Origin of the sequence: Microcoleus sp. A6-C6, assembly GCF_036705955.1 — a bacterium.
In the GTDB taxonomy this organism is placed as follows: domain Bacteria; phylum Cyanobacteriota; class Cyanobacteriia; order Cyanobacteriales; family Microcoleaceae; genus Microcoleus.
Genome location: NZ_JAUBVR010000005.1, coordinates 102607 through 122433 on the forward strand (window position 1 = coordinate 102607; position 19827 = coordinate 122433).

The window sequence follows — 19827 nt, forward strand, 5'->3', positions numbered from 1 at the left end:
ACAACAGATATCCCGTCCTTTCCTCTACCGTAGGGAGGAACCAAAAGTGGTAGATTTTTTGATGAATCGTCGGATTTTGAGGCTTTTTAATCAGTCAAAAGAGTTAAGCCATTTTTTTTCGCGCCGAAAGATACTTATACTTGAAGCCGAAGGGAAATAAAAGAATTTTTTCTGGGACTTTTTGTGTTTTACTGGTAAAAAAAATTACAATATTTCTGTCAAACTAGGAAAATTGACCGCCGATGAATCTAAGTCTGTGCACGATCGTGAAAAATGAAGAAGCAACACTGTCGCGGACTTTGGACAGCGTTAAGGGTGTTGTTGACGAAATTGTGGTGCTAGATACCGGTTCGGGCGATCGCACCCGTGAAATTGCCCGAGCATCCGGGGCCAGAGTTTATGACTTTGAATGGTGCGACGACTTCGCAGCGGCGCGCAACGAGTCTCTCAAGTACGCCCAGGGCGACTGGATTTTGGTGTTGGATGCCGATGAGGTGCTGGTACCGGAGATTGTACCTCAACTTAAACAGGCAATTAAGAGCGATCGACTGCTGCTAATCAATCTCATCCGCCAAGAAATCGGCGCATCTCAATCTCCCTATTCCCTAGTGTCGCGCTTGTTTCGCAATCGCCCCAACCTCCGCTTTTCTCGCCCATACCACGCAATGGTAGACGACAGCGTGGCTGAGATTTTGCAGCGGGAACCGCAATGGAAAATAGCTTCTCTCCCCGATGTGGCGATTTACCACTCTGGTTATCACAAAGATGCGATCGCAGCCAAAGGTAAATTCCAAAAAGCTCAAGCAGCAATGGAACGCTACATAGCTTATTATCCAAACGACGCTTATGCTTGTAGCAAATTAGGCGCGCTGTACGTAGAAAGCGGGGAACTTCAGCGGGGAATTAATTTATTAATAAAGGGCTTGACTGCTGCGACAATTGATGATTCTATTGTTTACGAACTCAACTATCATTTGGGAATTGCTTACCGCCAGCAACAGCAATTCGCCAAAGCAAAAGAACACTATCAAGTCGCAATTAATACAGATGTCTTCCCGGCGCTCAAGTTAGGTGCTTACAATAATTTGGGCAATTTGCTCAAAGATGAAGGAGATTTGCCAGCCGCTGAAAAAGCTTACAAAGCAGCCTTAAAAATTGACCCCAATTTTGCAGCAGGTCACTACAATTTGGGACTGACGCTGAAAGCGGCGGGAAATTTAGCAGATGCGATCGCCTATTACCGACAAGCCATTAAACTCGCTCCCGAACACGCCGAAGCTCATCAAAATTTGGCAGTAGCGCTGCTGAAAATTGGTAAAATGCCAGAGAGTTTAGCAGAATTCAAAAGAGCGATCGCCCTTCACGAACAGCGCCGCCCCTTTGAAGCCGAACGCCTGCGCCGGGGACTGCAAGAAATGGGTTTAATCTAAACTTGCATATCTACTTTATTGACTAATGACCACTCTTCGACTTCGCGATCGGGCAAGATGACCAATGACTAATGCCCAATGCCCAATCCCTCCGCTTCGCTTCGCCCAATGCCCAATGCCCAATGCCCAATGCCCAATGCCCAATGACTAATGACTTACAGCAAAATCAAGCAATTATCTCTACTTTGCCGCTATCCAAATCGTAGCGCGCCCCAACAACTTTAAGCTTACCTGCTTTAACTGCTTCAGCTAAAATAGGCGACAAGGATTGTAACTTATTTACATTCATTTTCACATTAGCTCTGACTGCGTTATCCCACGCATCACCTGTTTGACCTTTAGTCGAATCAACTGCCGGTTTAATCGCCGCCACCAAAGTGCTAAGGTGACCTGGAAGAGCTTTGCCATCTAAAGCTGCTTTAACAGCACCGCAGCGTTCGTGACCCAAAATTACTAATAGCGGAACTCCTAATTCTACTACGGCATATTCCATATTTCCGAGAACCACATCATCGAGAAAATTTCCAGCTATTCGGATATCAAATAAATCCCCCAATCCTTGGTCGAAAATAATTTCGGGAGTAGCCCGCGAGTCAGAACAAGCCAGAATGGTTGCAAACGGATGTTGACCCTCTGCTACTTCTACAATTCGCGATCGAGTTTGGTCGGGAAATGTCCGTTTTTGCTCAATGTAGCGTTGATTCCCCTCCATCAATTTTTTGAGAGCACCGTCGGGAGTAATGTCAGAGATTCCCTCTGCCTTTGCGACTTGAGCTTGTAAAAGCACAGGTGCAATGCTTGCCACCAGCATCCCTGCACCAGCCCTCAACATTAGATTACGTCGCGAAATCATACCTGTTTTTTGGCTTTGTGTCATTGGCTGCAACTCGGTTCAATTGTTTGTATTTTTTAGCATAATATATACCACAAGCTTAGCCAGACTTGTTTAATTTTTCTTTACAAGCAGCTACGGCAAAATGTAAACTTCAAAAAGTTGCCCCTTTTTATTTCATAAAGCTAACAGCAGTCATGCTTCTGCCTGCAAGGGATGCTAGAATGTATCTAAAACGACAATTATTTATCAATGAATCGCAATGTCTTACGTCGCCAGCATTCATATCTATCCGGTCAAGTCCCTTGACGGTATAGCTGTCAGTCAAGCCACTATTCTAGCCAGCGGAGCTCTAGAAGGCGATCGCTCTTTGGCAATCTGCGATCAAGCAGGAGAATTGGTTAACAGTAAGCGCAACTGCGGAGTCGATTTTCTGCACTTATCATTTGACATCAAACAGAGAATTGCCTGCCTGAAAATTAAAGACACCGAACAAGAATTTTTTTTTCATGTAGATAGAGAACGCCCAGGCATAGAATGTTGGTTGAGCAGCTACTTCGGTTTCCCCGTCAAGTTAATTGAAAACTTGCTGACAGGCTTTCCCGACGATACCGCTACACCGGGGCCAACCATTATCAGTACCGAAACAATTGCCGAAGTAGCATCTTGGTTTCCGAGAGTTTGCGTTAACGAGATGCGCCACCGCTTGCGAGCTAATATTGAAATAGGAGATGTCCCGGCTTTTTGGGAAGACCAACTTTTCCCAGAAGCCAATGAAGTTCTCAGGTTTAAAATAGGGACAGTAATATTTGAAGCTATTAATCCCGGTCAGCCCTGTATCCGATCTACGCGAAATTATGCGGCGACAGAAGCTTATTCAAACATCAAAAATGTACTAGCAGCCAAGCAAAAAGAAATTATGCCTGACTTGGTAAAAATAGGGCGTTTAAATAACTTTAGTCGGCTGATAGTTAACACGCGAGTGCCACATCAAGCAGCCGGACAAATAGTACACATAGGAGATGAAGTTCAAATCCTCAGCGTCAGCAAATCCCTATTTAATAACATTCCTGATTAGTTCTCAAATTTTTATGAGAAATTCCATTCCTCACCGATCGCTAAATCCTTCTGACTTAAACGTCGCAATGACAGTTGACAGTTGACAGTTAACAGTTGACAGCTTGCGAAAGAGAAGGGTTGACTAATGACCAATGACCAATGACTAATGACTAATGACCAATTACCTTTGATTTCGGTTGGTACTATAAACCACAATCGGTCTGTCAATTCCTTTAAAACGGAAATCTCCCATCGGCTCAAAACTTTGGGGCGATCGCAGCAACTTGTAAGTAGCTTCGCTCACCACACATTCCCCTGGCAGACAAATCCCCTCCATCCGAGCGGCCAGATTAATTGTCGAACCCAACACAGTATAATCAACTCTTTTAAAACTGCCGACATCGCCAATTATCGCCTTGCCACTGTTAATAGAAATCCGCAATTGCAGCGGTTCACTCAAACTGTTATTGGCATTGAGTTTGTCAAGACGGTTGAGCATTCCCAAAGCAGCGGCCACAGCCCGATCGGCATGATCTGGTTGAGGTTCCGGCGCTCCAAAAAACGCCATAATACAATCTCCAATAAACTTATCTAAAGTTCCTCCTTCGTCAAAAACTTCTTGCAACATTTCTTCAAAAAAATTGTTTAGTAACCGGGCAATTTCAGGTGGACTCAATCGTTCCGACATCGCAGTAAAGCCAACAATATCTGCAAACAAAATGCTGATTTCGCGTTCCACAGGTGGCAAGCGGTGATTGATTAAAGTCCCCGTATTCATTAAATGCTGGACAACAGCCGGAGAGTGATAGCGTTCCAATCTTAGCCGCATAGTTTCTTCGGTGCGGAGTTTCTGTGTCAGCAGCCACCGCTGCACGCTGGAAGCGACGATATTGCCTAAAGCTGAAAAAAAGCTCAAGTCTTCATCTCCGCCCTGATGCCACTCTCTAGAAGTCAGTTCAGCGTCGCCGTAAAGCACTCCAAAAACTGTATTTTCATCCCAGAGAGGAACAGCTATCGCCGTGCGAATTCCTTTATCGATCATGCTCATATTGTCGTCAAACTGTTCGTCAAACTGAGCGTCGGCAGTTTTGATAGAAACTTGTTCTTCCAATACTTTGCGGCAAATAGTGCGGCCGATCCAACTGCCGTCAGCGGGGATGTATTTATTTTTAGCTGTGCTTCTGGCAGCGGTTTTAACTACTTCGAGTTCGCCGTTATTTCGGAAGTCTATTAACAGCGCCAAACGTTCAATGTTTTTGATGTCGCGGAACACGATTTGCTGGACTTGATCGAAAATTGCTTCGATGGATTCAGCGGTGTTCAAATACTTGGCAATATCGACTAAATATTTTAAACGCGAGATCGCTTGTTCGTAGTTTTTTTCGATTTTTGTGTCGGGTTCTATCCACTGCTTTTGCAGTTCTTTGGCTTTGCCGAGGATGGTGAATCCTTCGGGCATGGTGCCGATTTCGGGAAGTTCGGGGTCGGAGCGATCGAGTAAAACGACAATCAAATTAATCCGGTGTCCCAAATAAATCACATCGCCCTGATTGACTACGTGAGGGTGGTCGAGGGGACTGTTGTTGAGTAGCGTCCCGTTGGTACTGCCCATATCCTCAACTAGCCACTCCCCTGAAGCTATTTTAAACAAGCGGGTGTGGTGGCGGGAAACGTCAGAAAAAGGCAGTTGCAAATCGCATTCTAGCAATCTACCGATAATAAATTCCTCGCCCTCGACAGGCACGGTTTTTTCGATGATTCCATTAATTTGAACTTCCAGATTCAATTCATTCATACACAGCACCGCTGTTGAATTTTCAAGACTTTGATAAGAATTGAATTCATCAGATAAAATCTTCCATCAGTCCCATCAAGTAGGCGGCAATTCCAAACTAAGCTGACCCAACACACCAGTTCTAAAATCATTCAACATTTGTCGCGCCGTTCGTTCGACATCTCCTTTATATCTGTCTTTTGCTACCTCGTGCAAATAATCTTCACCGTTACTAGATGCTATATCTAATTTATACCTAGATTTGAAACCAGATACTGACATCAAAGTGTCATCATCCGCCTCAAGTTTGAGAAGCAAATCTACCATAGCCGCGGCTACTACTTGATTGTCGTAAGCTGCTTCGCCAATATCTTCGCAAATAGCTAATTTTATGGCATTTTCTTGATTGTTAATCCGGGTGGGGATGATTCCGGGGGCGTCTAATAACTCAATTTCGTCAGAAATGCGAATCCATCTGAGCGATTTAGTTATTCCAGCTCTGCGGGCACTGTCCACTACTCTCTGTCCTAACAGCCGATTGATTAAAGCAGATTTTCCGACATTTGGGAAGCCCATTACCACGGCGCGGACTGGACGGGGTAGCATACCTCGATCGAACCTGCGTTTATTTAGCTGCACCCCAGCCTCTTGGACAGCATCGGAAACATCGTGTACTCCTTGGCCGTGTTCGGCATTGGTAAAATAGGCGGTTTCTCCCTGGGACTCAAACCAGGTTTCCCACGCCTCGCGGGTTCGAGGCGTAATCATATCCATGCGGTTGACCACCAATATTCGCGCCTTACCGCCCACCCAGCTAGGCATTTGGGGGTGATAAGTAGCCAATGGAATGCGGGAATCTCGGACTTCGAGCACCACATCTACGCGCTTTAGTTGTTCTTTTAATGCCCGTTCAGCTTTGGCAATGTGACCGGGATACCAGTGAATTTTCATAATACGAAGGAAGAAGGAAGAGGGAAGAGGGAAGAAGGAAGAGACTTATTACATCAATCTTTGATCGAGCCAGTCAACCGCAGATGAAAGGCAGATAAATGCAGATGATTTCGTAATTGGAAAGCAACTTTTACAATAAATCTAAGGAATAAATAAGAAGGAACTAACCACAGAGGGCGCAGAGAGCGCAGAGAGAAGAAATCAGAGGGAATAAGGAAGAAATCAGGAAAAGGGCAAAAGGAAAAGGGCAAAAGGAAAATGTCAGAAGCAATAAGAAAGAGTTGTCTTCCTTCTTCCTTCTTCCTTCTTCCTTCTTCCTTCTTCCCTCTTCCTTCTTCCTTCTTCCTTCCTTCTTCCTTCTGTTAAGGCACAATCAAAACTGCACAAGGAGACAGATTGATCACCCGATTGGTAACGCTGTCAGACGCCCCATCATCGGTTAAACCCATCCCCCGACAGCCCATCACAATCAAATCAGCGCCAATTTCGTCAGCCACATCACAAATCGTGAAAGCCGGTTTGCCTTCTCGTTCAATGATTTCAGCTTCGATTCCCTGCTGGGAAAACATCGATTGGGCCTCAGACAGCAGTTTTGCGACTGCTTCGGGCGAACTCATCACCTCTGGCGGCGCGTCGCCCTCCTCGGCTGGGGGTTCGACTACCGACAGAATAACTAAACGAGAAGCGTAGGTTTTCACAATATTGATCACCTTTTCCGCAGCTTCGCGGGCTTCTCGGCTTTGATCTACAGGAAATAAGACAGTCTTGAACATAGTTCGCATTTCCCGGACACGGACTCCGATAAAATGTTTACGTTGAGCCAAATCAGTGCCGTTTGTTTCATCTTCCGTTTTGTGTGCGGGCGCGGTTGAATGCGTCCGAGGCGCCAAGTGCAAGTGACGAGTGCTGCCATTTCAACGGAATTAGACAAAAACACAAATATTAGGAGGTTAATCCTGTGACCAAAAAAACTGTAGCAAATTTATCAGCATCAGACTTATCGGGCAAACGGGTATTGGTGCGGGCGGACTTTAACGTGCCGCTCGACAACGGCAATATCACTGATGATACTCGCATCCGGGCTGCTCTGCCGACTATTCAGGATTTAGCGTCGAAGGGCGCTAAGGTCATTTTGTGCAGTCACTTCGGGCGTCCCAAGGGTGTGACGGAGAAGTTGCGCTTGACTCCGGTTGCTAAGCGGCTGTCGGAATTGTTGGGGAAAGAGGTCAAAAAGACTGACGACTGCATCGGCGATGAAGTGGCTGCTACAGTGGCGGCGATGGCTGATGGCGATGTGGTTTTGCTGGAAAATGTCCGCTTCTATCCCGAAGAAGAGGCAAATGACCCGGAATTTGCGAAGAAGTTAGCTTCTGTGGCCGATTTGTATGTCAATGATGCTTTTGGTACGGCTCACCGGGCTCACGCTTCTACTGAGGGCGTTACTAAGTATCTGAGTCCTTCTGTGGCTGGGTTTTTGATGGAGAAGGAGTTGCAGTATCTCGGTAGTGCGATCGACAATCCGCAACGTCCCTTAGCTGCTATCATCGGTGGTTCTAAGGTTTCCAGCAAGATTGGAGTCATTGAAAAACTGCTCGAAAAGTGCGACAAATTGCTGCTGGGAGGCGGCATGGTGTTCACGTTCTACAAAGCTCGCGGTTTGAACGTGGGTAAGTCTTTGGTGGAAGATGACAAGTTGGAACTGGCTAAGTCTTTGGAAGCTAAAGCAAAGGAACGGGGAGTTACTTTTCTGTTGCCTACTGATGTGATAGTTGCTGATAAGTTTGCTGCTGACGCTAACACTCAAACTGTCTCAGTTGAAAATATTCCCGACGGTTGGATGGGTTTGGACATCGGCCCGGATTCTGTGAAAACTTTCCAAGATGCTTTGGCCGATTGCAAAACAGTAATCTGGAACGGGCCGATGGGCGTGTTTGAGATGGAGAAGTTTGCTGCTGGAACTGAAGGAATTGCCCATTCTTTGGCTGGAATTACTAAAACTGGTACTACCACAATTATCGGCGGCGGTGATTCGGTAGCGGCTGTGGAACAGTTGAATTTGGGGCCTGAAATGAGCCACATTTCTACTGGTGGGGGTGCTAGTTTGGAACTGCTCGAAGGTAAGGAATTGCCTGGTGTTGCTGCTTTAGATGAGGCTTAATTAAGTTAAGTAGGGCGGGCTTTGCCCGCCTTGCTGGAAGCAGGTCTAAATTGTTGGCTGCGAATCATGTTTTTGAATATTTACCGCAGAGGGCGCAGAGAACGCAGAGCAAGAGAAAAGAGAGAAGGATATGGGTTTAAAGTCTACAGTTTGCTAGTATAATTGGTCTGAAGTGGCAGTGAGGTTTGTTTGTGAAACTTAAAATCTTGGCAAGTATAACGGCAACTGTAGCAGTTTTAGCCCCGTTTTTGCTTGCAGCTCCCGTCAAAGCTCAAAATCCAGATCATGTTAGGCAATTGCTGGAAACTAAAGAGTGCGAAGGCTGCGATTTGAGAAATGCTGATTTGTTTAAAGCGAGTTTGTACAGAGCTAATTTAAGAGGAGCTGATTTAAGCGGAGCTAATCTCTACGAAGCTAATTTGCTAGAAGCAGATTTAAGTGGCGCTAATTTGGCGAATGCTAATTTAGTTAATTCGGAGATGTATGGAGCTGACTTGGACAGTGCTAATCTGCGTAATGCGGATTTGTCTAATGCTTTTTTGGGGCGAGCAAATATGACGAGAGCTGATTTGCGCGGTGCTAAACTTTTTAATGCTAATTTGGGCGAAGCTTATCTGCTACAAGCTAATTTATCGAATGCTGATTTGCGGCGTTCGCTGCTGTTTAGAGTTAATTTGAGTCGCGCTAATTTAAGCGGTGCGGATTTGTCTTTCGCTGATGTGCGCGATACTAATTTGCAGAGTGCTATTCTGTCAAATACCAGGCTTCCTAAGGCTCAATTGAGCGGGACAAATATCGATGCGGTTAATAACCTGCGTCAGGCTGATTTGGAGCGTGCAAATTTGCGGGGTACGAATTTGGGGCCGGTTGTTTGTGTGACAACGACTTTTCCCTATTGTGTTTTCAGTGTGGAATAATATCATTTCCAAAGAGAACTACCACAGTCTGATTGGTTTGTAGTGAGGAATTTAGTCCTCACTACAAACTGTTTTTTATTACGGGTAATTAAAGGCTGGCGCGCCCTCGGTTGTTGAGATATTAGCTAAGTTTGAGGTGGTTTGTATCCCCTTTCTAGGGCGAATTTCACAAGCTGGGCGCGATTTTCTAACTTTAGTTTGCTGAAAATGCTGCCTAAATGAGCTTGGACAGTTCGGGGACTAATAAATAGTCGATCGCTAATTTGTTTGTTAGTATAACCCTGGATCACCTCCCAAAAAACTCTTTCCTCGGCTGGTGTCAGAGGTAAAGGTGCAGGGTTAGGCAATACTGCGACAACTTTTGGTTCCGGCGCCCAGGCGGTAGAAGTTTGCAACAGTCGGACAATCTCAGCGTGAATGCGGTGAGAGCGTTCTAACTGCGCTTTCACTTTAGCCAAGATTTCTTCAGAATGAAAAGGTTTTACCAGATAATCGTCCGCGCCGATCGCATGACCTTCAACTTTTGCCTCAATTTCGCCTTGACCAGACAAAAATATAAACGGCACCAATTGTCCCAAACGTGTAGTGCGCAAGCGGCGACAAAACTCAAACCCGTCCATTTCCGGCATCATCACATCGGAAATTACTAAATCTGGGGGGGCATTCTCAAAAATCGAGAGTGCCTCAGCGCCAGAAGTAGCGCATTCAACGCGGTATCCTTGACTTTCCAGGTACATTGCTAAGACTGTTTGACAGTCTGCTTCGTCGTCAACTACTAAGATTCTTTCCATTACAGCCTTGCACCAATTCGTCAGTTGACAGTTCTTGAAACTGCGGTTCCCAAACTAGGAACTTAAATGAGTTTACTTGCTGCAACTTGATCAAGGTTCCCAATTTCAAGACGGCACAATTCCTCAAATAGTCCAATTACGGGCGTCAAGCGAATAAAATGGGAAGAAGTAGAGGAATATTGGGGAAAATTTCCTTTTTTTATTTGCCTATCCAAAAAAGTTACAATTTTTTATGGGGCATCGTCAACTTTTCCGCAGAAAATAGCAGCTAAAAGCCAGAATTTTGTTTTATTATACACAAATCCTGCTAACGTTTACACTATTCCTAGACTCGACATGGAAAGGTTTTTAGATTTTTCTGGTTCGGACAGGGGTACAAAGGGCATAACGCGAGCAGTTGCAGCAGCAGCGGGCGGCGCGAACAAACGCTGGTCGGCAACTAGGATACTTTCAAATATCGTTGCGGGTTCGGGGCGGCTGAACAGATACCCCTGGATGATGTCGCAGTTGTGCTGTTTCAAGAAAGCTAGTTCTGCTTCTGTTTCCACTCCTTCAGCAATTACTGTCATATTTAAGCTGTGACCCAGTAAAATTACTGCTGTGGTAATAGCAGCATTTTGAGCGTCTTCGTTGGCATTTCGCACAAAAATACGATCGATCTTTAAGCCGTCAAAAGCAAATTGCTTGAGATATCCTAAAGTAGCATAACCTGTGCCGAAGTCGTCAATGGCAATCCGAATTCCGAGAGCTTTAAGTTCGTTTAAAGTTGTGCCTGCGACTGTCGCATTTTCTACCAAAGCGCTTTCGGTCATTTCTAATTCTAAATTAGCAGGCTCCAAGCCTGTAGTTTCCAATATTTGCACGATTCGGTTCTTGAGTTCCGGGTCGGACAACTGCCGGGCCGACAAATTTACTGATATTGTAAAGGGCGAAAACCCCGCCGCCAGCCAACTAGCGGCTTGAGCGCAAGCTGAAAGCAGTACCCACTCGCCAATCTGAATAATTAAACCTGTTTCTTCGGCTAAGGGAATAAATTCGGCGGGAGAAATTATACCTCGATCGGGATTTTGCCAGCGCACCAAAGCTTCAGCGCCGATAACTTGTCCGGTAGCAATATTCACCTGCGGCTGATAGTATACCTGAAACTCACCTTGTGCCAAAGCGCGGCGCAGCAGAGCTTCCAGAGCCAATTTTTCGGGAGAAAGGACACAAACCTTGGTAGAGTCGTTAACTAAATCTTTGAGTCTGGCTTCTGCTTGGTGAAGTGCGAGTGTCAGCGGTTGGGTAATTGTTTGCCGTTTAGAGACGCGAGAAGAAATGGCCCCCAGCAATTCAGCCTTAGTAAACGGCTTTGTCAGGTAATCGTCGGCCCCCAATTCCATCCCCCGACGAAAATCGGTTTTGTCACTTTGAGCTGTGAGGAAAATAAATGGAATTGTTGCAGCCAGTGAGTTTTGCCGCAGAGTCCGCAACACGTCATAACCGTCTATCTCCGGCATCTGCACGTCGCACAAAATTAAATCGGGGATCTCCGAAAGTGCCATCTGCACACCAAATCGACCGTTTTCTGCCACGATGACCCGGTAGCTGTGAGATTCCAGGAGTTGTACAAGAGTTTCCCGGATTAATTCGTCGTCTTCAATGACTAAAATTTTGAGCATGATACTTAGATTACAGATGGCACTATATATCAGAACCTGACTAACTCTAGCATACTCAAACTAGCGATTTACTGATTAGGCCAATTAGCCAATAAATTATTAGCCATTTGGCTAATGATTTATCTTCGGTTTTTAAGTCACATTAAAGAAGTGGCTAATTTGGGAAGAGTTCGAGGAGAGAAAACTGCTGCGCCAGACTATTTTGATAAATTTTTATGACAAATTATCGGTTGTTTCTCATAAAAAATGCCGTCAACACTTTCACTGCGCGGATGGCGGCAAGCTCTATACAATGTCCGGTCAATTCGCTCTAAAAAAGTGTTCGATAGTTCTGACTTTAGTCCTATGATGAATACGGACTAAAGTCCGAACGATCAAATCAATTTTATTGGATAGTTCGAGGGGACATCGTAGGATGCACTGGATTAATTCACAGGCTTAGTGGAATTTGTGCAAAACTTGTCATCTACAATTGCAGAATTGATCCTGACAGCCTGCATTGATGATGACGGAATGATCAGGTTTTGCGGAACTATAACTGTCTTTTTGCAAACCAGTTCGCTGCTGCCTACAGAGGCAAAGTTCCAAGCATAAAATTCGGGATTGCTGACTGTCGCACTGGCGGGATATAAACCAAATGCAGTCACTAATACTAATCCCAAAGTTACTAAAGCTATGATCGCGAATCTCAGCATATTCTTTTTGTAAACCGGAAAATTTACCCGATCGGGATTACTTGATTATCGCCCGATCGCACTTCCTGCGTCAATAGCCCTTATTTGATCGCCAGATTCAATTCGTAGGCGATCGCCTCGGATGACTGAGAAACCACCACAAATTCATAAAAACCAGCCTCATCCAGAGTTCCAGACCAACTTACCTCCTCTGCATCTTCCAGCAGAGCCTTGGCTTTGTTTGTCCGCCCAGGAGAATAAATTGATAGCAGAGTCGATTTGCCCGCAGCTTGCAAATTTACACTCAAAATCTGATTTTGGGCGAACCGGGCTATGTAAGCTTTGCCTTCTCCGGGCTTGAGATTGCCCGTGAGGGCTTTGCTGTTGGAGCGGCGGTCAAATTCAACACTTTCGAGAGTTGCTCCCGCTTGCAAAGCTGTGAGGGCGTCGGCGGTAATTGCTTGCCAAATTTGTCCGATCGGCAAACCGATGATATTTTTATTCCGTGACTGCTGTGGAAACCAATAAAAGAACTTAGCATCAGCCAAATCGTACAGCGCCCGACTGCTCAAATTCAGCTTGTTAACCTCCGTTTTCCAGCGCTGGATATCGGCGGTGTCGTAACTGCCCAACCGCGCTCTAGCGTCGCTGCTGAGGTTTTCGAGCTTGTCGAGCAAGTCGTCGCCGATTTTCTGCCATTTTTCGCGCCATTGGCGATCCTCGTCGCCTTCTTTTAACAGCCGCCCGTTCAATTCTGGGTATTTGGCATAGAAATTTTCATCTACAAGATTGACGTAACCGTTGTAAAATCGATCGTCTATTTTAAGTTGAGAGTAGCGATCGCGCAAAGCATCCTCTTGCTGCTGCTTCGGGCCCGGAGTCACGGGAATCTTCTGCACTTTTGATTGCAAATTTAACACATAATTGCCCGCAAACCAGCCAACTCCGCCCATACTTGAAAGCACTGCCACTACGAACAAAAACATTTGCCAAGCAGGCATCTTTTGTTGATTGCCAATCATCGCAACTCGCACCGGAGTTCCCGGCAGTTTCGGGGCGGGGGCGGGTATGGGTATAGGCGCGGTGAGAGGTGTGTGATCCGGTGGTGGCTGCGTCAGCCCAAAATCCGGCGGTGGGGATGGTTGTGCCTGTGGCTGTAACAGCGGATTACCTTCGAGAGCGAGCAAAACCTCGCGAGCCGAGGAGTAACGCTGGCTCGGCTGGTGAGCGAGCATTTTATCCAGCACCAAGGACAAATTCGGGGATAGAGAACAGTGCGATCGCCAGTTCCAATTCAACGTCTGACTGTCGAGCAATTGATGCGGTTCCTTCCCCGTCAGCAACACCAAAACCGTAGTCGCGAGAGCGTACAAATCGCTGTGCGGATAGACAATCCCCATTTGCATTTGTTCGACGGGAGCATAGCCGAGTTTGCCGATGCGAGTCGCGGGGGCGGGAGTGGCATTAGCTTCAGTTTCAGCAAATAGAGATTCTACGGTGGCGGCGACTTCTTTGACTCCGCCGAAGTCAATCAGTACGGGCATTCCGTCAGATAGGCGCAGAATCAGGTTGTCGGGGGAGATGTCGCGGTGAATCACTCCCAAGGAGTGAATGTATTCGAGGACTGGTAAAATTTGAATCAGCAGTTGATTTATTTCTGCTTCTATAAACCGCAAACCCTGACGTTTGCGGGCATCCAGCAGAAAGCGGTAGGTTTGGCCAGGTACGTAGTCTTGGACGAGAAATAGATAGCCTCGATCGACTATACTGACGCGAAACAGTTCGCGGAAGCGCGGGATTTGATTGTGTTGCAGCTTGTAGAGCACTCCGGCTTCGCGCTCGAAGAGTTCCTCGGATTTTTGTAAGGCGTAACTTCCTTGTACTTGGGGCGCAAATTCTTTTAAAACGCAGGGTTCGTTAAATCGGTGGGCATCTTCAGCGAGGTAGGTGCGCCCGAATCCTCCGTGTCCCAATTCGCGGACTATGCGGTAGTGGTTGTTGAGAGTTATGCCGGGGTAGATGGGATTGTTCATTGGAACTTGCTGCGTCGGATGTTTACGCTTGATTGAGATTGGGAGTTTTGGGCGATCGCGCTAATTAATCTTGACATAGTGTGTCAGTGTTGATTAGTCGATCGGCAGCTTGGCTATCCCCTGCGGTTATTCTTAAACAAGCGGTTGTCTGCGATACAAGTTTATGGATTGTGCCGTGTGTGCGATCGACCTCAAAATGCGATCGAATTTTTAGTAAGCTGTTGTGCAGTTAAATGATATATTGAAGTTCCCTATTCCCTACTCATCAAATCATCTCCCCCTCTCCCCATCTCCCCCTCTCCCCATCTCCCCATCTCCCCATCTCCCCATCTCCCCATCTCCCCCTCTCCCCATCTCCCCCTCTCCCCATCTCCCCCTCTCCCCATCTCCCCCTCTCCCCATCTCCCCCTCTCCCCCTCTCCCCCTCTCCCATTAAGGAGCCAATCATGCAGTTAGAACCGCGTCAGCGAGCAATTGGGGCATTTGAAGAGTTTTTGAACGTGCCGCTTGAGGAACGATTGCAACAGCAGCAGAGTCGAGAACCGGAATCCGGGGCGATTGTGCTTTTTCAAAACGTCGCTACCACAGTACCAGCTTACCAGAATTTCCTAGCTGCACTTAACATCAATCCCGCCTCAATTCAAACCTTTGAAGACTTCCAAAAATTGCCGCTAATTACCAAAGAGAATTATTTGCGCTGTCACCCGCTACCTCAGTTGTGCCGCGAGGGCAAATTAGAAACTTGCGATTTCATTGCTGTTTCTTCGGGTTCGACGGGAAACCCGACATTTTGGCCTCGTTTTATCAGCGACGAGTTGCAAATTGCCGATCGTTTTGAACAAATATTTCACGACAGTTTTTTCGCCGACACCCGCCGTACTTTAGCTGTAATCTGCTTTGCCTTGGGGACTTGGGTAGGCGGAATGTACACGGCGAATTGCTGCCGCTATCTAGCGAGTAAGGGTTATCCCGTGACGGTGGTGACACCGGGGAATAATAAGACTGAAATATTTCGAGTAGTGCGGGAACTTGGGGAGTATTTCGACCAAGTAGTATTGTTGGGATATCCGCCGTTTATTAAAGATGTAATTGATAGCGGGATTGCTGCGGGTGTGGAGTGGCAAAAATATCGAATTAAGATGGTGTTTGCGGGGGAAGTGTTTAGCGAAGAATGGCGGGGTTTGGTGAGCGATCGCACTAATTATAACAGTATTAATGACAATATTGCTGATAACTCTGAGAACCCTTACGGACAAGTCAATTGTCAACTGTCAATTGACAATCTATATTATAACTCTGCGAGCCTCTACGGTACTGCCGATGCGGGGGTTTTGGGCAACGAGACACCGCTGAGCATTTGCATCCGCCGTTGGTTTGCCAACAATCCGGAAGCAGCGCGCAATTTATTCGGAGAATCGCGGTTGCCAACTCTGGTGCAGTACGATCCGAAAAGCCGTTTTTTTGAAGTGAATGATGATGGCACGCTGTTATTTTCCGGCGACAACGGCATCCCGCTCATACGCTATCACATCTCCGATAATGGCGGTTTAGTTTCTTACGAAGCAATGCTATATTTTTTGGCAGAATGGGGATTTAATCCGGTGGCACATTTGCAGGAAGTGGCGGCTAGGGAAAGTGCCGATTTGCCGAGAGGAATTCGCAATCTGCCATTTGTGTATGTATTCGGGCGATCGCACTTTACCGTATCCTACTTCGGTGCTAACATCTACCCAGAAAACGTTACCGTAGGTTTAGAAGCTCCCACCATTAGCGAATGGGTGACTGGAAAATTTGTGCTGCAAGTCAAGGAAGATGCGGATCGAAATCGGTTTTTATCGGTGGTTGTGGAATTAGCAGCGGGGATAGAGGGCGACGAGGAGATGAAAGTGGCGATCGCATCTTCAATTCTCGCGCAATTGCGGCGCCTCAACAGCGAATTTGCTAATTACGTGCCACCCGAATATCAGTTACCCGTCGTGACATTAACGGAGATGGGCGATGCAGAGTATTTCCCGATTGGTTTGAAGCACCGATACACCCGACAGTAAACCGCTATTTTTGGGGAAATACGGGCGCTAAATTGTATCGGGATCGATATTTAATTCTCGCAGTTTTGCGGCGAGGCGATCGGCTCTCCCGGCCTCTTGTTCGGCTCTCCCTGCCTCTGCATCTGCTCGCCCTGTCTCCCTTTCTGCAACCTCTTCAGGAGTAGGAACCAGTTCATTTGCTGCTGTAAAGAAACGCAATTGTCCGCTAGAAATTCCCAAACTCAAATCAAGCTGTTGACTCCGCAGATAGCCTAATTCATTCGGTGCAATTGGTTGATATTCCCCATCTACCAAATGAAACCCAGCTAATTCTAAAGTTTCTGGATCAAACCAAAAGTAATCCAGAGTGCGGAAAGTATCTTGATAGAGTTGTTTTTTAAAGTTTTTATCTATGTTCGCTGTTTTCGGCGACAGGATTTCAAGAATGATATTCGGGTACTTTCCCTCTTCATCCCAAACTACCCAGCTTTTCCGAGTTTTGCGTTCAGTTCCGAGTACGACAAAAAAGTCTGAGCTTCGGAAGTCTTGAGATTTGAGTTGTTGTGTACAGTAATAAATGGTGAAATGACCAGCAGCATAGAAGTCATTTCTATCTCGCCACAACCATTCAAGGCATTGCAGCAATAGGATTATTTGTCGGAGGTGCAGTTCTGTTTCTACCGAATGTTCATCACGGTATAAATCGCTGGGAGGAAAAATAAAATTTTCAGGTATCTCTTCTGGTATTTCTTGAGAAGTAGCTAATTCTGCGGTTGCGAACATGGCTGCTGGGGAGGAGTAAGAGGTGGTGTGTCTATTTTAGCAACGTTTTTATATGGATGCCCAGGACTATTTATTCTGAAAGGGCGATCGCGCTTTTGGTCAAAAAGTGCGATCTAGCACCAAACAATTAGTCTTTAAATATTACCAATTACCATAAAGAATTGGTTTAAAGCCGGAGCCCTGATCGGGAGAAATTAAAAGAAGACGATTCATTCCTCCAATCCTCTTCCTTTTAGGTAGAGGTCGCTATCAACTGTCAACTATCAACTGTCAACTGTCAACTATCAACTATCAACTATCAACTATCAACTATCAACTATCAACTGTCAACTGTCAACTGTCAACTGTCAACTGTCCACTATCAACTGTCAACTGTCAACTGTCAACTGTCCACTGAATGAACGTCAGCTTCTCGGAGAGCGGCCAGAATTTCTGGTCGTTTCATGCGCGCCCAGCCCCGCAATTTCCGCTCTTTGCCGATCGCCTTCAAGCGTCTCAGCGAAAGAGTATCGTAGTCTTCGTCGTCTTCCTCCTGGGGCGGAAACGGCAACTCTAACTGCAACTGCGGTAACTGAGGTTTCGACTGCACCTTCGACTGCTTCTGACGCTGCGTTTTCGGCGGCTTTTTCGTCTCTGGCTGTATTTCTGAGTGCGTCACAGCGGCTCCCAGTTGGCTGCGGAGGGTGGCGATTTGATTTTTTAGGTCATTTTCAACATCTGCGATCGAGTCAGCCACAAACTGATTAATTATTTTGACTGTGCGCTCTAATTTGATTGACAGCAATTTTTCCAGTTCATCCAACTGTCTCAACGCACCTTCAAGATTCATCTCCGAAATAACCGCCGATTTCGGAGAACTATTGCTGCCAGATTGTTCAATTTTTTTAGCCAATTTATCTACCTTTTCATGAAATGTTTTTTCAACTTGTTCGAGCAGACGCTTAATTTGTTCTATTTGGTCACGATCGAAATTCTGCTCAGTTAGAGCTTTTACTTGTTTTTTTAGCAGGTCTTCATTTTTTTTAACAGATTGTTCTATTTGTTGTGTTAGACTCTCTACTTTTTTTTGAAATGATAGCTCAAAATGTTGCAGTAGAGTCTCAAGTTGTGCAGTTTTCTGAGTCGGTTGAGGAGCTAAATGTTCCATTTCTGCTTGAGCCGCAACTACCTCCTCGTCGGTCATTTCAAAAACCCACGCCCACATTTGCTCAATGCCGAGTTCTTTCGCAACAATACACCAATCTGAGCCGCAGACAACTTCATATTCTTCTTCGTTGCTGTAAGCTTCAGTAGGACGTACAATTAAAGGAATTAAGTTGCTGCCTTGCTCGATGAGACTTCTCCTGAGAGCTTCCCGACGTTCGCGAGGGATTTCCTCCCCCTCAGTCTCTGGTACGGCAATTTGGGAAGTGTAAATTTGACTGTGACTAATTGGCTTAATCCGCAAATATTCAACTATTCGGTTTTGATCTTGCGATCGATCCATCTTATTACAAGTCCCCTTTTGTCATAAAAATCAGGTGTTTGGGTAATTATGTATATTTGCACTTTACAGCCTGCGTTTTAAGTGCCACAGGACTAACCCAAGAAATCTAATTATAGGGTGCGAGACAAACACCTTACCCAGACTCTGTGATCTGGGGGAGATATCGGCGGGGTGCTGTACCTGTGCGGCTGGCTGTGGGGTGACAGCCCGGGCGATCCTCTTCGATGGCTTCGCTAACGGCAAAACTGACTGCAATTCCTACAAAAAATCGACTGTGATGAGTTTAACTGGCTGGGGGACACAAATTATACACCGCTTCACTCATCTTTACTTTTTTTGGCGATCGGGCGATCGTCTTTGAGGGCTTCGGTAACGGGCTAGCGTGTTCAGGTGCGATCGCGATTCTGCAAAAAAATATCTTCTTGCGCTTTCTGTACAAAAGATGCTATAAGAATTTTAATGGCGATGGAGCTCGCCAAAACCGCCTTAAGCGTCATTCTTTCCTTGCGTTAATTGAAAGACTAAAAGGCTGATGGCTCCTACTTTTCTGGCTTGCTGCCGGAGAGTAGGGCAGTGAAAACTTTTCACTAATCTCTCATACCTAGCAAGCCTTTGTCCATACTCAGGATCTGGAGAAAGGAATCTCATGTTAGCTAGTGTGCTGTGGATTTTATTGATGGGCTTTTTTTCGTGTCAAATTGCCCGTCGCTTAGGTGTTCCACCTTTGATTGGGATGATTTTGGTGGGGATAGTTTTAGGGCCACAAGTTAGCGATGTCCTTAGTCCAGAAGTGCTGAAATCGGCGGATAATCTACCAATTGTGGCAGTGATGATTATCCTGATGAAAGCGGGATTAGGATTAGATCGAGAAAAGCTGACACAGCAGGGAACTGTGGTGCTGCGGTTAGGAGTTTTACCAGCGGCAATCGAGGCAATTGCGATCGCATTTGTTGCCATGCTAATTTTTAAATTCGACTTTCCCACAGGGTTACTTTTGGGTTGTGTAACTTACGCAAAGGAACCAAATTTCTCTGAAAAATCTGTGTTCATCAACTAGAAAAACCGTTCAAAACCCGGTGTATTACTGTGTTAATCGGCCGGAAATTACAGAAATTGCACTTTAATCAAAAGTAACAAAAGGAGTTTGTCTCATGAAATGGTTTGAGAAATTTGAGTATCCGCTCAATAAGTTGCGGTAAATCTTAATTTTTCGACAGTGTATAACTTATTTGATTCTACAAATATCTTAAT

General features: G+C 45.9%; 17 protein-coding genes and 1 riboswitch. Of the genes, 6 read left to right on the forward strand and 11 right to left on the reverse strand.

The window, feature by feature from the left end; all coding sequences use genetic code 11:
- The first annotated feature begins 242 nt into the window (after positions 1 to 242).
- On the forward strand, positions 243 to 1430 hold the full coding sequence (locus QUB52_RS04170) for a TPR domain-containing glycosyltransferase (protein ID WP_265237188.1): 1188 nt from the start codon (positions 243 to 245) through the stop codon (positions 1428 to 1430).
- A gap of 166 nt (positions 1431 to 1596) precedes the next feature.
- Here QUB52_RS04170 and QUB52_RS04175 read toward each other — a convergent pair whose 3' ends face one another.
- A complete protein-coding gene (locus QUB52_RS04175; protein WP_442923164.1) occupies positions 1597 to 2283 on the reverse strand; it encodes a carbonic anhydrase in 687 nt (228 codons plus the stop codon).
- Between the two features lie 241 nt (positions 2284 to 2524).
- Between QUB52_RS04175 and QUB52_RS04180 the strand changes: the two genes are divergently transcribed.
- Entirely contained in the window at positions 2525 to 3340 is an 816-nt protein-coding gene (locus QUB52_RS04180; RefSeq protein ID WP_332972492.1) for an MOSC domain-containing protein, read from the forward strand.
- A 162-nt stretch (positions 3341 to 3502) separates the two neighbouring features.
- On the opposite strand, the gene QUB52_RS04185 is transcribed toward QUB52_RS04180, so the two are convergent.
- The 4 genes from QUB52_RS04185 to QUB52_RS04200 all read right to left on the reverse strand — a co-directional run bounded on the left by QUB52_RS04185 (position 3503) and on the right by QUB52_RS04200 (position 6819).
- Positions 3503 to 5116 (reverse strand): adenylate/guanylate cyclase domain-containing protein, encoded by a 1614-nt coding sequence (locus QUB52_RS04185; protein ID WP_332972493.1) that lies wholly within the window; start codon positions 5114 to 5116, stop codon positions 3503 to 3505.
- Between the two features lie 75 nt (positions 5117 to 5191).
- Positions 5192 to 6046 carry a ribosome biogenesis GTPase YlqF gene (ylqF, locus tag QUB52_RS04190; RefSeq protein WP_332972494.1) on the reverse strand — a complete coding sequence of 285 codons (855 nt, stop codon included), beginning with the start codon at positions 6044 to 6046 and terminating at the stop codon, positions 5192 to 5194.
- A 261-nt stretch (positions 6047 to 6307) separates the two neighbouring features.
- Positions 6308 to 6433 carry a hypothetical protein gene (locus QUB52_RS04195; RefSeq protein WP_332972495.1) on the reverse strand — a complete coding sequence of 42 codons (126 nt, stop codon included), beginning with the start codon at positions 6431 to 6433 and terminating at the stop codon, positions 6308 to 6310.
- Positions 6409 to 6819 (reverse strand): universal stress protein, encoded by a 411-nt coding sequence (locus QUB52_RS04200; protein ID WP_332972496.1) that lies wholly within the window; start codon positions 6817 to 6819, stop codon positions 6409 to 6411. The genes QUB52_RS04195 and QUB52_RS04200 overlap by 25 nt, the downstream gene beginning before the upstream one ends.
- Positions 6820 to 7004: 185 nt before the next feature.
- Between QUB52_RS04200 and QUB52_RS04205 the strand changes: the two genes are divergently transcribed.
- Positions 7005 to 8204, forward strand: coding sequence for a phosphoglycerate kinase (locus QUB52_RS04205; RefSeq protein ID WP_332972497.1), 1200 nt, complete (start codon positions 7005 to 7007; stop codon positions 8202 to 8204).
- A gap of 191 nt (positions 8205 to 8395) precedes the next feature.
- Positions 8396 to 9121, forward strand: coding sequence for a pentapeptide repeat-containing protein (locus QUB52_RS04210; RefSeq protein WP_332972498.1), 726 nt, complete (start codon positions 8396 to 8398; stop codon positions 9119 to 9121).
- Between the two features lie 125 nt (positions 9122 to 9246).
- Here QUB52_RS04210 and QUB52_RS04215 read toward each other — a convergent pair whose 3' ends face one another.
- The 4 genes from QUB52_RS04215 to QUB52_RS04230 all read right to left on the reverse strand — a co-directional run bounded on the left by QUB52_RS04215 (position 9247) and on the right by QUB52_RS04230 (position 14280).
- Positions 9247 to 9912: a response regulator transcription factor gene (locus tag QUB52_RS04215; protein ID WP_332972499.1), complete on the reverse strand. Its 666-nt coding sequence runs from the start codon at positions 9910 to 9912 to the stop codon at positions 9247 to 9249.
- A gap of 314 nt (positions 9913 to 10226) precedes the next feature.
- Positions 10227 to 11573: an EAL domain-containing response regulator gene (locus QUB52_RS04220; RefSeq protein WP_265237208.1), complete on the reverse strand. Its 1347-nt coding sequence runs from the start codon at positions 11571 to 11573 to the stop codon at positions 10227 to 10229.
- Positions 11574 to 11998: 425 nt separating this feature from the next.
- The gene (locus QUB52_RS04225; RefSeq protein WP_332967311.1) at positions 11999 to 12268 is read right to left on the reverse strand and encodes a hypothetical protein; all 270 of its coding nucleotides are present in this window, start codon (positions 12266 to 12268) and stop codon (positions 11999 to 12001) included.
- Positions 12269 to 12348: 80 nt separating this feature from the next.
- The gene (locus QUB52_RS04230; RefSeq protein ID WP_265237212.1) at positions 12349 to 14280 is read right to left on the reverse strand and encodes a serine/threonine-protein kinase; all 1932 of its coding nucleotides are present in this window, start codon (positions 14278 to 14280) and stop codon (positions 12349 to 12351) included.
- Between the two features lie 446 nt (positions 14281 to 14726).
- On the opposite strand from QUB52_RS04230, the gene QUB52_RS04235 reads away from it, so the two are divergent.
- Complete coding sequence (locus tag QUB52_RS04235) at positions 14727 to 16328, forward strand: phenylacetate--CoA ligase family protein (RefSeq protein WP_332976120.1); 1602 nt, start codon at positions 14727 to 14729, stop codon at positions 16326 to 16328.
- Positions 16329 to 16355: 27 nt separating this feature from the next.
- On the opposite strand, the gene QUB52_RS04240 is transcribed toward QUB52_RS04235, so the two are convergent.
- Both QUB52_RS04240 and QUB52_RS04245 read right to left on the reverse strand, forming a co-directional pair.
- Positions 16356 to 17090 (reverse strand): Uma2 family endonuclease, encoded by a 735-nt coding sequence (locus tag QUB52_RS04240; RefSeq protein WP_332975604.1) that lies wholly within the window; start codon positions 17088 to 17090, stop codon positions 16356 to 16358.
- A gap of 382 nt (positions 17091 to 17472) precedes the next feature.
- A complete protein-coding gene (locus tag QUB52_RS04245; RefSeq protein ID WP_332975603.1) occupies positions 17473 to 18576 on the reverse strand; it encodes a Rho termination factor (modular protein) in 1104 nt (367 codons plus the stop codon).
- Between the two features lie 452 nt (positions 18577 to 19028).
- Positions 19029 to 19125, forward strand: a riboswitch (Fluoride riboswitch).
- Between the two features lie 97 nt (positions 19126 to 19222).
- On the opposite strand from QUB52_RS04245, the gene QUB52_RS04250 reads away from it, so the two are divergent.
- Positions 19223 to 19633, forward strand: a complete 411-nt coding sequence (locus QUB52_RS04250) for a cation:proton antiporter domain-containing protein (RefSeq protein ID WP_442923236.1) — start codon at positions 19223 to 19225, stop codon at positions 19631 to 19633.
- Positions 19634 to 19827 lie beyond the last annotated feature (194 nt).

What these genes read in the sequence shown, in the direction of transcription:
- QUB52_RS04170 (WP_265237188.1), top strand. Translation starts at nt 243, where the DNA reads ATGAATCTAAGTCTGTGCACGATCGTGAAAAATGAAGAAGCAACACTG.
- QUB52_RS04175 (WP_442923164.1), bottom strand. Translation starts at nt 2,283, where the DNA reads ATGATTTCGCGACGTAATCTAATGTTGAGGGCTGGTGCAGGGATGCTG.
- QUB52_RS04180 (WP_332972492.1), top strand. Translation starts at nt 2,525, where the DNA reads ATGTCTTACGTCGCCAGCATTCATATCTATCCGGTCAAGTCCCTTGAC.
- QUB52_RS04185 (WP_332972493.1), bottom strand. Translation starts at nt 5,116, where the DNA reads ATGAATGAATTGAATCTGGAAGTTCAAATTAATGGAATCATCGAAAAA.
- ylqF (WP_332972494.1), bottom strand. Translation starts at nt 6,046, where the DNA reads ATGAAAATTCACTGGTATCCCGGTCACATTGCCAAAGCTGAACGGGCA.
- QUB52_RS04200 (WP_332972496.1), bottom strand. Translation starts at nt 6,819, where the DNA reads ATGTTCAAGACTGTCTTATTTCCTGTAGATCAAAGCCGAGAAGCCCGC.
- QUB52_RS04215 (WP_332972499.1), bottom strand. Translation starts at nt 9,912, where the DNA reads ATGGAAAGAATCTTAGTAGTTGACGACGAAGCAGACTGTCAAACAGTC.
- QUB52_RS04220 (WP_265237208.1), bottom strand. Translation starts at nt 11,573, where the DNA reads ATGCTCAAAATTTTAGTCATTGAAGACGACGAATTAATCCGGGAAACT.
- QUB52_RS04225 (WP_332967311.1), bottom strand. Translation starts at nt 12,268, where the DNA reads ATGCTGAGATTCGCGATCATAGCTTTAGTAACTTTGGGATTAGTATTA.
- QUB52_RS04230 (WP_265237212.1), bottom strand. Translation starts at nt 14,280, where the DNA reads ATGAACAATCCCATCTACCCCGGCATAACTCTCAACAACCACTACCGC.
- QUB52_RS04235 (WP_332976120.1), top strand. Translation starts at nt 14,727, where the DNA reads ATGCAGTTAGAACCGCGTCAGCGAGCAATTGGGGCATTTGAAGAGTTT.
- QUB52_RS04240 (WP_332975604.1), bottom strand. Translation starts at nt 17,090, where the DNA reads ATGTTCGCAACCGCAGAATTAGCTACTTCTCAAGAAATACCAGAAGAG.
- QUB52_RS04245 (WP_332975603.1), bottom strand. Translation starts at nt 18,576, where the DNA reads ATGGATCGATCGCAAGATCAAAACCGAATAGTTGAATATTTGCGGATT.
- QUB52_RS04250 (WP_442923236.1), top strand. Translation starts at nt 19,223, where the DNA reads ATGTTAGCTAGTGTGCTGTGGATTTTATTGATGGGCTTTTTTTCGTGT.